Here is a 14,642-nt window from a genome sequence, read left to right as displayed (position 1 = left end):
TGTAATTTCTTAATTACCTTTTTAAAGCTTCGCTAAGACTAATTTTTTTACCATTTTTAAAAGCTACAACAAAGCTTGATTTATAGCCTTTGCTTTTTGCATCGCTTACCAATTGCTTTGTTTGTGTATAATTTGATGTAGAACCATAATAATACTTATATAAACTACCCGTTTTTTCTTTAGAAATATTAGATAAACCTTTAAAATTGTATGGCTTAGTTACTAGAGATTTTGAACTTGCAGCTATTTGAATTTTAAAAGTAATATCCTTATATATTTCATCGCTAGTAGAAGATGTTTCTATCTCTTCTTCTTCAAAAATAGTATGCGCCACATTTTGTTCTAAGGATGCTTTATATTGTAAAATAGCATCGGTGACAGCCTTAGCCATCTGTTGTTGGCCTTTTTTTGAATTTAAAAATGCACCCTCTTTATTATTGGTTAAAAACCCTAATTCTACCAAAACACTTGGCATTACTGTTTGGTGTAAAACAATAAAACCAGCTTGTTTAACACTTCTGTCTTTTCTTTTTAATTTTCCAACAAAGTTTTTTTGAATTAAACTTGCTAACTGAATACTTTGATCTAAATAATCTTCCATTCCCATCATTATACTAATTGCAGATTCTGGTGAATTTGGGTCGTAACCCGAATAATTTTGATGGTAATTATCTTCCAATAAAATTACTGAGTTCTCCTTTTTAGCTACCTCAAAATTAGTTTTATTTCGGTGTAAACCTAAAACAAAAGTTCCTGCTCCATAAGCTTGTGATGTGTGCGAATCGCAATGTACAGATACAAATAAATCGGCTTTAGCTTTGTTTGCTATCTTTCCGCGTACAAATAAATCTATAAATTTATCAGATTTACGAGTATAAATTACTTTTATATTTGGGTTTTTCTCTAAGGCACTTCCAATAGCTAAAACTACTTTTAATGCAATATCTTTTTCTTTATAACCATTTCCTAAATTCCCAGGATCTTTTCCGCCATGGCCTGCATCGAGTACAACTACAAATTTATCAGCGTCGTTATTTCTATTATTTGCATATGAAGAAAATGTTAATACTAATATAAAAGATACGAAAAGTAATAAGGTGTTCGTTTTCATGAGATAAATAAGATTGTGTTTTAAATCGGTGTATTGAAAAATGTGGCTATTCTAAAATAAAAAGTATGCCTTTTTTAAAATAATAACGATTAAAATACTCAGTTTAGTTTAATTTTAAATTTTTCTTAGAATATAAAACATTCACAGAAAAATATATGTAATTTTGGCTTTTCAAAAACCGAGCCATACTTTTACAAAAATACATTTAAAAGCGTTGCAGACAAACAACTTTAATATACTTTTTGCACTAAGTTTTACCATGTTTATTAACATGCTAAGCTTTGGGCAAGACATCAAAAAAAAGACGGATTCTATTATACCTTCTGTTGAAAATCGGGTGACTATAAAAACCGATAGTGTACTAGTACCAATAATTGATGAAAAAGTTCAGGATTCCATTAAAACCGATTCTATTAAACCTAAAAAAGGCCTTTTAGAAAATAAAGTGGTTTACAGTGCGGTAGATTACACCACCTTCAATCAAATAAAACATAAACTATATCTATATAATCAAGCCAAAATTGATTATGGTGACATGAATATTTCTGCAGGAAGTATTATTGTAGATTATACAACAAACACCGTTCGTGCTCGAGGTATTATTGATACTACTGGCGAATACACCCAAAAACCCGTATTTACCCAAGGAAGTAGTGTTGTAGAACCTGATTCTATTATTTTTAATAGCAAAACTAAAAAAGCACTTATTTATAATTCTAAAACCGAACAAGGAGAAGGAACTGTAATTGCTAGTATCACAAAAAAGGAAAACGATTCAGTTTACTTTTTAAAGAATGCAAAATACACTACAGCTGAAAACCTTGAAGATCCAGATTATTACATAAAACTTAGAAAAGCTAAAATCGTTCCAGGAAAAAAGATTGTAACAGGCTTAGCCAATTTATTTATATATGATGTACCTACACCAATAGGTTTACCCTTCGCTTTTTTTCCACAAACTGAAACACATACATCGGGTGTAATTTTACCAAGTTTTGGAGAACAAAACGATCGAGGTTTCTTTTTACAAAATGGTGGATATTATTTTGCGGTAAGTGACAACATAGATTTAACTGTTTTAGGAGATTATTATACTAACGGAAGTTACGGGTTAAGAGTAGAAAACACTTATGCAAAACGTTATAAATACAGAGGTAATTTAGCCTTTAGATATGAAAGCTTAATTACCAGCGAACTTGGCTTTTCCGATTATGCTAAAAACACGTTATACAATTTACGTTGGTCGCATAGCCAAGATGCTAAAGCTAACCCTAACTCACGTTTTTCTGCCTCGGTAAACCTTGGTAGTAGTAATTATTACAGTGGCTCATTAAACCAAGTAAATCTAGCAAACCGATTTAATAATACGTTATCATCTTCGGTTTCTTACTCTAAAACATTTCAAGGCGAACCGCAAGTTAGTTTAAGTTTAACAGCTACGCATTCGCAAAATACGCAAACAGAAACTATTAATATGACCTTGCCGACCTTAACCGGTAGTATTGGTAGAATGTATCCTTTTGCTCCTAAAACAGGATCTAAAAAAGGGATTATTCAAAATATAAATTTACAGTATAATTTACGTGGTGAAAATAGAATATCAACTACCGATTCTTTATTCTTTAAAAGGAAATGTTTGACGATGCTAAAACTGGATTTCAACACACTATTCCTTTAACAACCAACTTTAAATTATTCAAATATTTTAGTATGAGTACAAGTACTAATTTTAATGAAGTTTGGACGTTTAAAACCATTGATAAAAGCTTTGATAATACAACTAGAGAAACAGTAACTGAAACAGTTAATGGCTTCGATTCTTTTAGAACATATAATTTTAGTACGAGTTTAGGAACTACTATTTATGGTATGTTCGATTTTGAAAAAGAAGGTAAAGATCCAAAAATTCAAAAAATTAGGCACGTTATGCGTCCGTCTATTAGTTATAATATAAATCCGGCTTTCGATAAATATTATGATACTTACGAGGTTGTTAGTGCCGATGGAGAAACGGTTGAAGATGTTTCATTTACTCGGTTTGAAGAAAGTATTTTTGGTACTCCTGGACAGACTTTTTCTAGTTCTATGGGGATTTCATTATCCAACAATTTTGAAGCAAAAGTTAGAGATAAAGATAGTACTGCAACCGAACCAAAAAAGGTTGTTCTATTAAACAATTTAAACTTTTCTACATCTTATAATTTTGCAGGCGACTCTTTACAATGGAGTCCGGTAAGAATGAGTGGTGGTACACAACTGTTTGATAATAAATTAAGTTTGAATTTTGGAGCTACTTTAGACCCATACGCTTTGGATAATAACAATAATAGAATAAATACTTTTAACATTGATAATAACGGAAGTCTATTTAGGCTAACTAGTGCCAACATGACAGCTAGTTGGTCGTTATCTAGTGATAAAAAAGGAAAAAAGGATTCTAAAGACGATGATAGAAACCGTGATGAAAATTTACAAGGTGGTGGTCGAGACGATGATATGTTCGGTGTATCTCAAGATTTCTCTAAACCTATTCCTGAAAAAGACGATAAAGATAAAGACACCAAAAATGCTTTTTATCGCTATAAAATCCCCTGGAGTTTACGTTTAGCTTACGCTGTAAATTACTCCAACTCTACAAGGCAAAACGAGATATCATCGCATTCCTTAATGTTCTCTGGAGATATTCAATTATCTGATAAATGGTCTATTGGAGCATCCTCTGGTTACGATGTTAAAAACAATGGTTTCACCTCTACTCAACTTCGCTTTGAACGTGATTTAGAAAGCTGGAGAATGAATATGAGTTGGGTACCTTTTGGAACTTATACCTCATGGAATTTCTTCATTGGTATAAAATCTAGCCTTTTACAAGATCTTAAATATGAAAAACGTAAATCGGCAGATACTCAACTTTAAAATTAACTATTCCTATATTGTTTGCACTGAATAAAGTGTAAATTTATTATTTTTATAGAAACATTTCGTTGATTTTCAACTTTACAAAAATTAAAATACTTTTTAGATGAAAAAAATAATAACAACAACTGAAGCTCCTGCTCCTATTGGACCATATAATCAAGCCGTTTTAACAGGAAACACATTATACACATCTGGACAAATAGCTATTAACCCAGAAACCAGCGAGCTTGTTTTAGAAGACATTAAAACAGAAACTACACAAGTTATGCATAATCTAAAAGCTGTTTTAAAAGCGGCTGATATGACTTTCGAAAATGTGATTAAATCATCAATTTTCATAAGTAACATGGACGATTTTGTTAGTATTAACGAAGTTTACGGAAGTTATTTTAACGACGCCACTGCTCCTGCACGCGAAACAGTTCAAGTTGCCCGATTACCTAAAAATGTAAATGTCGAAATTAGCGTTATTGCTGTCAAGTAATCTTTATAAATCTGATAGTCTAACCAAACAAGATATTGGTTATTAAGAATAAATTTTATCCAATTTTCTTTTGGAGAATGTGATGATGAAAAACTTCCTGATTTCAATAAATTTAAAACTCTAAATTTAGACGAATAATCCTATCTCGCGGATCATTACAATTGGGACGATGGAACAACTATATTAAATTGGATTATTGATAGCCCAAAATGTAACAAAGGAATCGCTTTATTGATTTTTTGGAGAGCTATACCTGATTTTTATTTTGATTATACTTAAGATTAGATAGAAAATCATGAAAAACCAGTGTGGAGTTTACTACAAAAGATCTTAAATAAATTTAAAAATAACGAATTTATAAAATATCGATTAAAATTTAATCCACGGGGAAGGATATAAAACAGATTGGAAAACAGAAATAGATATTTGGAAAATACCTGTAGAAATAAAAACAGCAGCTAGAGGTAAAAGCCTATAATATAAGGTTTTCAAAACTTACCTTATTTAGTCCTATTATATTATTGCCTCTTAAAGCGCATACTTATTTAATAACTTTTTTAGCTTTGGCAGTTCTATTGGCTTTGCTAAAAAATCGTTTGCTCCTGCTAGTTTTGCGCTTTCGATATCTTCTTCAAAAGCACTTGCCGAAACTGCTATTATCGGTGTTTTATGTTGTGCGTATTTTTTAGTTTTTATAATAGCTTCCGTAGCTTCATACCCATCCATATCTGGCATGTAGATATCCATAAAAATCATATCGAAATCTAAAATTTTATAAAGCTCCACAGCTTCCAAACCATTTTTTGCAAACGTACAATCGGCACCTTGTTTCTCTAATAAAAACTTAATTACTTTTTGGTTCATTCTATTATCTTCAGCAACCAAAACATTAAATTTAGCATTCAAAGTTTTCGATGGCTCTTCAACCACATTAACATTAAGCGTCTTTTTTAATTGAAGACTAAAATAAAAGGTAGAGCCTTCATTCTCTTTACTTTCTAGTTTTAAAGTTCCGCCCATCAATTTTACCAATTTACGCGAAATCGACAATCCTAAACCAGCACCGCGATAATCTTTAATAATGGCAGCCGGAATATTACTATCCCCATCAAAAAAGCGTTTTACTTCATCTGAACGCATACCTACCCCAGTATCTTTAACATAAAACGTCACTATTTTTTCAGTATCAATACCAACCGTCTGATCTATTATTATCGATACTTTTCCAGAATTAGTAAACTTAATAGCATTATTAATCAAGTTAATCAACACTTGCTGAATTCTAGAAGAATCGCCATAAACCAAAGACTTATCCTTTTCTTCAAATAAAAATTTAAAATCGAATTCTAAACCTTTTTCCCAAGCTTGGTATTCAAATACTTTAAATAAGTGAACTAAATCTTGTCTTAAATCGATGGCAATAAAATTCAATTTAACATCACTAGTATCCACTTCTGCATTATCCGTAACCATTTTTACCAATTGTAATAAATGCATCGATGAAAACTCTGCAATTTCAACTTGAGCAACCTGGTCTTCATCTAAATTTGTTTGCTTAAGCATACTAAGCATACCCAAAACCGTGTTAAGTGGAGTGCGAACCTCATAGCTCATGTTTGCTAAATAAATAGATTTATGTTCGGCTAAATCCTCTGCCTTTTCTAAATCTATCTTTAATTCTTTTATTCTAGTCATTAAATTTTCTTTAACGACATCATTTTTTAAAAGATTTTTTAAAAAAAATTGTAAAAGAAAAACCTGGACTACAGCAAGAATAAAGAGAGATATAGCGGCTGCTTCAACATAAATTTTGCCATCAACAAAAAAATAGCCAATAATTAAAATGGCCACAATTGATATTAAAATAGAAAAAGATAATTTCTTTTTTATTTTTATATATTTTATTGACTGCAGAAAAAATTTCATTGATCTTGGTTGGTTAGGGAAACATAAAATATGTTCATTAAAACACTAATATAATTAATTAGTCTCTCTTATTTATATTCTTTTTGTTTAATTTTAAATTTTATTAAAATAACTAATTTTAAAAGATAAATAATCATAATGCGCATAGAAAACGAAATAAAATTAGGATTTAAGGATGTTATGTTTCGCCCAAAAAGATCCACTCTAAAAAGCAGATCGGAAGTAAGTCTAGACCGAGAATTTAAATTTTTACATAGTTCGACAGTTTGGAAAGGCATTCCAATAATGGCCGCAAACATGGATACTGTTGGTACTTTTGAAATGGCTAAAGCCCTTGCTAGTAAAGGACTTTTTTCTGCAATACATAAGCATTATTCATTATCGGAATGGACGAGATTTTTATCTTCTATTTCTAAAAACGATTTAAATCATATTGCTGTTAGTACTGGTATTGGTGAGCATGATTCCGAAAAACTAGCCGAAATATTTAAACTAAAACCAGAATTAAAATTTATTTGTATTGATGTTGCAAACGGTTATTCTGAATATTTCGCAGATTTCGTGAAAAGCACCCGAAAACAATACCCTGATAAAGTTATTATTGCAGGAAATGTGGTTACAGGCGAGATGGTAGAAGAACTTATTCTCTCTGGTGCCGATATTGTAAAAGTTGGTATTGGTCCTGGATCGGTATGCACTACACGAATAAAAACCGGTGTTGGCTATCCTCAATTATCAGCAATTATTGAATGTGCCGATGCTGCCCATGGTTTAGGAGGACAAATTATTAGCGATGGTGGTTGTACAACTCCCGGAGATATAGCTAAGGCTTTTGGAGCTGGTGCAGATTTTGTAATGCTTGGAGGCATGCTTGCTGGACATGATGAAAGTGGTGGTGAAATTATTAAAAAAAATGGTGAGCAATTCAAGAAATTCTATGGTATGAGTTCCTCTACGGCTATGGAAAAACATGTTGGTGGCGTTGCCGAATACAGGGCTAGTGAAGGAAAAACAGTAGAAATACCATATAAAGGACCTGTAGAAAGCACCTTACAAGATATTTTAGGAGGGTTACGCAGTACGTGCACCTATGTTGGGGCATCTAGATTAAAAGAACTCACAAAACGGACTACATTTATTAGAGTTAATGAACAAGAAAACAGATTTTACAATTCGTAAAAAATAAATTTTCTGTATAATTTATGATTTTTAGTGTTTATCAAAAAAAAGGTAAACAATCCCTAAATTCGTCATATCATCAATTTTCGTCATTATAATTTTTAATGTTTTAATAATTTAACTAATCGGTTTAGTTTTATTTAAAACTCTATTTTACTGAGAAAATTAATGTATTTTTATAAGAATCTTTTTTACTACTAAATTCATTTAAAATAAAACCACAAAATTTATGGCGTTAAAAATTGTAATCTCACACAAAACAAAGTATAAATATGATAGAGCTGTAAATCTATCACCACATATTTTTAGATTACGTCCTGCTCCACACAGTAGAACTCCAATTGAGGCTTATTCAATAAAAATAAAACCTGATAATCAGTTTTTTAACTGGCAACAAGATGCCTTTGGAAATTATTTAGCGAGATTAATTTTTCCTGATAAAACAACGGAATTATCTGTTGAAGTAGAAATTATTGCTGATTTAAAAACTATAAATCCATTCGACTTTTTTGTTGAAGAATCTGCGGAAGAATATCCTTTTACATATTCTGACACCATTAAAAAGGAACTTCTACCCTATTTAGAAATCACAGATGATGGCCCACTTATTCACGAATTCATTAAAACAATAGATTATACGCCAAGAAAAACAATCTATTTTTTAATTGATATCAATCAAAAAATATATGAATATCTAAGCTACAACATCAGGCTTGACCCAGGTGTTCAATCTTGTGAAGAATCACTTCTGCAAAGAAATGGATCTTGCCGTGATTACGCTTGGTTATTTGTTCAAATTCTAAGACATTTAGGTTTTGGTGCACGGTTTGTTTCGGGATATTTAGTACAATTAAAGTCTGATGAAAAATCGCTTGATGGACCATCTGGACCTGAAGAAGATTTTACCGATTTACATGCTTGGGCTGAAGTTTATTTACCTGGTGCTGGATGGATTGGTTTCGATGCTACATCGGGATTATTAGCTGGTGAAGGGCATATTCCATTAGCGTGTACACCTTCTTTTGAAAGTGCTGCACCAGTTTCTGGAATGACGGATGTTTGTGAAACTGTTTTTGAGTTTGAAAACTCTGTAAAACGTATTTTCGAATCGCCACGAGTTACAAAGCCATACACAGATAAACAATGGAACGACATTTACAAACTTGGATTTAAAGTTGAAAAAGAACTAGAAAAAGGTGATGTACGTTTAACAATGGGTGGAGAACCTACCTTTGTTTCTATCGACGATATGGAATCTCCAGAATGGAATACAGATGCCGATGGACCACACAAAAGACAACTAGCAGACGACCTTACCAAACGTTTATTTAACAAATTTGCAAAAGGAGGTTTTTTACATCGAGCACAAGGTAAATGGTATCCAGGTGAGCCATTACCACGTTGGGGAACCGAAATGTGTTGGAGAAAAGATGGCCGTGTTATCTGGCATAACGAAAAACTACTTTCAACATTTGCTGACAACAAAATTGTTCCAGAAAATGCCGATAAATTATTTTTAGACACTTTAACTCAGTATTTAGGTATAACAGATAAGACTATTATGCCGGCTTTTGAAGATGCTTTTTACTTTCTTTGGGAAGAAGGCAATTTACCTACAGATATTGATCCAAGAACAGATAAAGATGGCTCATTAATTCAAAAGAAATTAGGTGAAATTTTAGAGCAAGGTACCTCAAAAGTAGTTGGCTACTTATTACCGCTAAATAATAGCTTTGGTAATTGGCTTACCTGCGATTGGGAATTTAGACGAAACCATTTGTTTTTAACGCCGGGTAATTCACCTGTTGGTTTAAGATTACCATTATCATCACTTATTCATAAATCAGAATACGAAGAATTTCCAAAGTTCGAACCAGATCAATTTACCAAACGTGGTAGATTCCCGAGTTATAAAAAAGTTGCAACTAACAGGTATGCATCATTTGTTAATGGAGAAATAGAGAGCCCAACAACCAATTATTTTATTAGAACTGCACTTTGTGCTGAAGTTAGAGACCAAAAACTCTATTTATTTTTACCACCTCTAGATTGTGCGGAATATTATTTGGATTTGCTTTCTTCTATTGAAGCTACAGCGAGAACATTAAATATTCCTGTAATATTAGAAGGTTACGCAGCACCAAAAGACAACCGATTAGAATCGTTAAAAATAACACCAGATCCAGGTGTTATTGAAATTAATGTACATCCTGCTAAAAACTGGGACGAGCTTACCAAAAATACGTTTACATTATATGAAGAAGCTAAAAAATCTCGTCTTGGTACCGAAAAGTTTATGCTCGACGGTAAGCACACAGGTACAGGAGGGGGAAATCACGTAACATTAGGAGGTGTTTCGCCTGCCGACAGTCCATTATTACGTAAACCAAGTTTATTACGAAGTTTACTTACGTTTTGGCAACATCACCCGGGTTTATCTTACTTATTTTCAGGCTCTTTTATTGGTGCAACAAGTCAAGCTCCAAGAATAGACGAAGCACGTATGGAAAACCTATACGAACTTGAAATAGCCTTTAGTCAAATACCGAAAGATGGTGAAGTTCCGTTTTGGTTAACCGATAGATTGTTCAGACATTTATTAACAGATTTAACAGGAAACACACATCGTGCAGAGTTTTGTATCGATAAATTATATTCACCAGATTCGTCATCAGGACGTCTGGGTATTTTAGAGCTTCGTGCTTTCGATATGCCACCACATCCACAAATGAGTTTAATGCAAAACTTATTAGTGCGGACCTTAGTAGCTTGGTTTTGGAAAAAACCATACGAGCACGATTTAGTACGTTGGGGAACCGAATTGCACGATAAATTTCTAATTGAACATTTTGTTAGGGAAGACATTAAAGATATTGTAACTTCATTAAACAGAGCTGGATATAGATTTAAAGAAGAATGGTTTAATCCGTTTTTTGAATTTAGATTTCCTTTACATGGCATGGTTACCATTAATAATATTCATATTGAACTTAGAGCAGCTATAGAACCATGGAATGTTTTAGGTGAAGAAATGACAGGTGGCGGAACAGCTAGATATGTCGATTCTTCTTTGGAACGAATCCAAATTAAAGTCTGTAACTTCACAGAAGAAAGATATGTTGTAACTTGCAACGGTGTTAAAGTAAACTTAAAAGCTACCGCTGTAAAAGGGGAACTTGTTGCTGGTATTCGTTACAAAGCATGGGATCCTTATTCCGCATTACACCCAACAATTGGAGTAGATACACCGTTAGTTTTCGACATTGTAGATACTTGGAACAAACGTTCTATTGGTGGTTGTACTTATTTTGTATCTCATCCTGGAGGACGTTCTTATGATACGTACCCTGTAAACAGTTACGAAGCAGAATCTAGACGAATTAGTCGTTTTTGGGAATCGGGACATACACAAGGAGAAATTAATCCTGTGCAAGAAACGATAATCGATGATGCTTCTTCTAATACAACAGTACAAAAGAAAGGTAGCTCCAAAAAGTTTCATTACAAGGAATTACCTATAAATTATGAGTTTCCTAACACAACAGATTTAAGAAAAAAGTAATTAAAATATTAAATGACCATAGATTCGAATACACTATTTCAGAATTATTTTACCGATCATAAAAATTATGATGAAGTATTGAAATCTAATAATAAAATTAATCCTAATTGGGATAATTTACTATCAAATTTAACAAAAGCAGGTCCTGAAGAATTAATTTCCAGACAAAAGGAAATTAATTGGTTAATGGACGAGAATGGAGTAACTTACAATGTTTATAATGATCCCAAGGGCTTACATCGCGCTTGGGATTTAAGTGTTATTCCCTTTTTAATTCATGATAAAGAATGGCAAACCATTGAAAAAGGTTTAATACAACGTGCCGAGCTACTTAATTTAATTTTAAAAGATATCTATGGTAAACGTGAACTTATAAAAAATGGTATTGTTCCTCAAGAAGTTTTATTTGCCCATCGTGGATTTTTACGTCAATGCGATCAAATACAATACAATACTTCTAAAAATTTATTAATTCATGCTACCGATTTAGCACGTGGTCCAGACGGACGTATGTGGGTCGTGAACGACCGTACAGAAGCACCTTCTGGCTTAGGTTATGCCTTAGAAAATAGGTTTGCTCTTAATAAGGCGGCTCCTAATTTATTTAGCGGAATTAATGTAAAACAACCAAGTGGTTTTTTTCAAGATTATAACCAAATGCTCATTGATGCAGCACCTAAAAATGTTGCGAATCCAAACATTGTTATACTAACATCTGGCCCCCATAATGAAACCTATTTCGAACATGCCTACATGTCGTCTTTTCTAGGGTATTCTCTAGTGAAAGGGAACGATTTAGTGGTTAGAAATGGAAAAGTTTGGATGAAATCTTTAAAGGAATTAAAGCAAGTTCATGTTATTTTAAGACGTGTAGACGATGCTTATATGGATCCTTTAGAACTTCGTGAAGATTCTTATTTAGGAATTGCAGGAATTCTAGATGTTATTAGACAGAAAAACGTAAGTATTGTAAACCCAATAGGTAGCGGTGTTTTAGAGAACTCAGGACTTATTCCTTTTATGAATGCTATTTCTAAGTATTTTTTAAAGGAAGAATTATTACTTCCACAAATTGCCTCTTGGTGGTGTGGACAGGAAAAAGAACGAGATCATGTATTCAAAAATATAGAAAAGTACGTTGTAAAACGTATTGATCGATCCAATAGAGAAAGCATATATTTCTGTGAATTTTTAGATGAAGCCGAACTAAACAAATTAAAAGAAGAAATATTAGCAAATCCATATCGATTTGTAGCTCAAGATAAAATAAAATTTTCTACCGCTCCAGATTTCATAAAAGATAAATTAGAGCCAAGAAAAATTATGTGTAGAACCTTTGCTATCGCTAAAAAAGACAGCTATAGTATTATGCCTGGTGGTTTGGTTCGTGTAGCATCAGAACGCGAAGATTTAAGAGTATCCAACCAAAGAGGCGGCGTTAGTAAAGATTTTTGGATTGTTACAGATAAAGTTCAAAACCACTTCCATAATTATGCGTGGGATAACACGTTTAGAAATCAGGTTTCGGACATGAACGATTTACCTAGCCATACGGCCGAAAATTTATTTTGGTCTGGTAGATATCTTGGTCGTACATTAATTACCTCTCGCCTACTGCGAATGTGTTTAAATAAAATGCAAAGTTCGCAATTTGATAAAAGTAAAGATCCATCAGAGAGTTTAAAAATAATTTTTGAAGCCGTAACAAATATAACATCTACATTACCAGGTTTTGTTGGGAAAGGGAAAGAAGAGGTATTAAAAAATCCTTTAAAAGAACTCAACTCACTTATTCTTGATAATTTTAAAATGGGCTCTTTAGCGCAAACTTTAGGTAGTTTTAACAATAGTTATTACACTCTAAGAAACCTATGGTCTAAAGACATGTGGCGTGTATTCGATGGTATAAAAAAATTATGGAATAAGTATGATAAAACTAAAGAATATTCTGTTTCTTCATTACTAAAATTACTAGATAGTACAACAACGAGACTTATAGCTTTTATGGGTTTAATTGAAGAAAGCATTTTAGTAGATCAAGGATTATTGCTTTATTTTATTGGTTTACAAACCGAACAAGCAAGTTTAACTATTGAAAAATGCCGCTCGCTAATTGTTGCAAAATACGATGAAGATTTAGAATATGAAATGCTTGAAGCCTTGCTATCTAGTCACGAAAGTTTAAATATATACCGTTATAGCTACCGATCGTATCTAAGTGTCGAAAATGTAATTAAATTAGTTTTACTTAACGATAAATACAGCCGTTCACTAACCTATCAACTAAGTCGTATTTTAAAAGATATTGGAAAATTACCATTACCAAAAGGTATTACAGACAATTCGAAATGCTATAACCTAATAAAAGAAGCAAACCAATTAATTTCAAATTCAAAAATAGAACAGCTTTTGGAGTTAGATGAACATGGTGCTATTAGAGGTAATTTAGATGATTTATTATCCGAACTAAGCGAATTATTACACCAAACATCCTTATCTATTTCAGATACATATTTTAATCATTCCTATCAACAAACTCAATTGGTTAATCAAAACTTCCCGCTACAATAATGGTTTTTCAATTATCACATACAACAATATACAAATATGGCAATGGTGTTACATTTTGCCATAATATAGCGACTCTAAAACCCCTTGATTTTTTAGGACAAAGCATTTTAAGTTATGAATTGGAAATAAGCCCAAAACCGACTGAAATTTCAGAACGTATCGATTTCTTCGGAAATACTATCACTCGCTTTTCTATTCAGCAATACCATGAAGAATTAAAAGTTGTCGCAAAAACTAAGGTGTTAAGAGATTCTAGTCTAGCACCAGATATTTACAAATCGACTGCTGGAATGGCGATAACTCTCGAAGAAGCTAAAAAAGAGATGAAATCTATTTCCTCAGAAATTTTAGAAGTAAAACAATTTTTACTTGAATCGATTTTAATTGCTAAAATAACAAAAAATATAAAAGATTATGCTTTGGTTTCTTTCAAACCGAAACGCCCCATTTTTGAATCGGCTTTAGAGCTCATGCAACGCATTTATATCGATTTCGAGTTTGATGCAACCGCTACAAATGTAGCAACACCAATTCAGGAAGTTATGGAGAATAAAAAAGGAGTGTGTCAAGATTTTGCTCAAATCGCTATTGCCTGCGTTAGATCTATAGGTTTGTCTGCACGCTATGTAAGTGGTTATATAGAAACTTTACCACCTCCTGGAAAAGAGAAACTTATTGGTACAGATGCTTCTCACGCATGGTTTTCAGTGTATATTCCTAAATTTGGATGGGTAGATTTTGATCCAACTAATAATCAAATACCAAAAAACCAACACATTATTGTGGCTTACGGACGCGATTATTATGATGTTCCTCCTTTAAAAGGAGTTATTTATAGTTCAGGTGAAAACAAAATGAAAGTTGAAGTAGATATTAGACCTGCTGTGTAA

At 32.4% G+C, this 14,642-nt stretch carries 8 protein-coding genes and 1 pseudogene; 7 read left to right on the top strand and 2 right to left on the bottom strand.

Annotated features, from left to right (window positions below):
- Positions 1-13: 13 nt before the first annotated feature.
- Entirely contained in the window at positions 14-1,111 is a 1,098-nt protein-coding gene (locus GQR97_RS14930) for an N-acetylmuramoyl-L-alanine amidase (protein WP_158849797.1), read from the bottom strand.
- A gap of 163 nt (positions 1,112-1,274) precedes the next feature.
- Between GQR97_RS14930 and GQR97_RS14925 the strand changes: the two are divergent.
- The 3 genes and pseudogenes from GQR97_RS14925 (at position 1,275) to GQR97_RS19980 (ending at position 4,793) form a co-directional block, all read left to right on the top strand.
- Positions 1,275-4,027: pseudogene (locus GQR97_RS14925) on the top strand (putative LPS assembly protein LptD).
- Positions 4,028-4,133: 106 nt separating this feature from the next.
- Positions 4,134-4,514: a RidA family protein gene (locus GQR97_RS14920; protein WP_158849795.1), complete on the top strand. Its 381-nt coding sequence runs from the start codon at positions 4,134-4,136 to the stop codon at positions 4,512-4,514.
- A gap of 180 nt (positions 4,515-4,694) precedes the next feature.
- On the top strand, positions 4,695-4,793 hold the full coding sequence (locus GQR97_RS19980) for a DUF4274 domain-containing protein (RefSeq protein WP_158851848.1): 99 nt from the start codon (positions 4,695-4,697) through the stop codon (positions 4,791-4,793).
- Between the two features lie 249 nt (positions 4,794-5,042).
- Here the strand turns inward: GQR97_RS19980 and GQR97_RS14910 are convergent, their stop codons facing one another.
- The gene (locus GQR97_RS14910; protein WP_158849793.1) at positions 5,043-6,209 is read right to left on the bottom strand and encodes a hybrid sensor histidine kinase/response regulator; all 1,167 of its coding nucleotides are present in this window, start codon (positions 6,207-6,209) and stop codon (positions 5,043-5,045) included.
- 369 nt (positions 6,210-6,578) lie between these two features.
- Here GQR97_RS14910 and GQR97_RS14905 point away from each other — a divergent pair, with 369 nt between their 5' ends.
- The 4 genes from GQR97_RS14905 to GQR97_RS14890 all read left to right on the top strand — a co-directional run bounded on the left by GQR97_RS14905 (position 6,579) and on the right by GQR97_RS14890 (position 14,642).
- Positions 6,579-7,619: a GMP reductase gene (locus GQR97_RS14905; protein ID WP_158849791.1), complete on the top strand. Its 1,041-nt coding sequence runs from the start codon at positions 6,579-6,581 to the stop codon at positions 7,617-7,619.
- 229 nt (positions 7,620-7,848) lie between these two features.
- A complete protein-coding gene (locus GQR97_RS14900) occupies positions 7,849-11,181 on the top strand; it encodes a DUF2126 domain-containing protein (RefSeq protein ID WP_158849789.1) in 3,333 nt (1,110 codons plus the stop codon).
- A 12-nt stretch (positions 11,182-11,193) separates the two neighbouring features.
- Positions 11,194-13,752: a circularly permuted type 2 ATP-grasp protein gene (locus tag GQR97_RS14895; protein ID WP_158849787.1), complete on the top strand. Its 2,559-nt coding sequence runs from the start codon at positions 11,194-11,196 to the stop codon at positions 13,750-13,752.
- Entirely contained in the window at positions 13,752-14,642 is an 891-nt protein-coding gene (locus GQR97_RS14890) for a transglutaminase N-terminal domain-containing protein (protein ID WP_158849785.1), read from the top strand. The genes GQR97_RS14895 and GQR97_RS14890 overlap by 1 nt, the downstream gene beginning before the upstream one ends.

Origin of the sequence: Algibacter sp. L1A34 (assembly GCF_009796805.1) — a bacterium.
GTDB lineage: Bacteria > Bacteroidota > Bacteroidia > Flavobacteriales > Flavobacteriaceae > Algibacter.
The sequence above is the reverse complement of the archived record's forward strand: the minus strand, read 5'-3'. Positions and strand labels throughout refer to the sequence as shown.

Bases quoted from the DNA above. Each gene is read 5' to 3' on its own strand.
- GQR97_RS14920 (WP_158849795.1), top strand. From the start codon at position 4,134: ATGAAAAAAATAATAACAACAACTGAAGCTCCTGCTCCTATTGGACCA.
- GQR97_RS14905 (WP_158849791.1), top strand. From the start codon at position 6,579: ATGCGCATAGAAAACGAAATAAAATTAGGATTTAAGGATGTTATGTTT.
- GQR97_RS14900 (WP_158849789.1), top strand. From the start codon at position 7,849: ATGGCGTTAAAAATTGTAATCTCACACAAAACAAAGTATAAATATGAT.
- GQR97_RS14895 (WP_158849787.1), top strand. From the start codon at position 11,194: ATGACCATAGATTCGAATACACTATTTCAGAATTATTTTACCGATCAT.
- GQR97_RS14910 (WP_158849793.1), bottom strand. From the start codon at position 6,209: ATGACTAGAATAAAAGAATTAAAGATAGATTTAGAAAAGGCAGAGGAT.
- GQR97_RS14890 (WP_158849785.1), top strand. From the start codon at position 13,752: ATGGTTTTTCAATTATCACATACAACAATATACAAATATGGCAATGGT.
- GQR97_RS14930 (WP_158849797.1), bottom strand. From the start codon at position 1,111: ATGAAAACGAACACCTTATTACTTTTCGTATCTTTTATATTAGTATTA.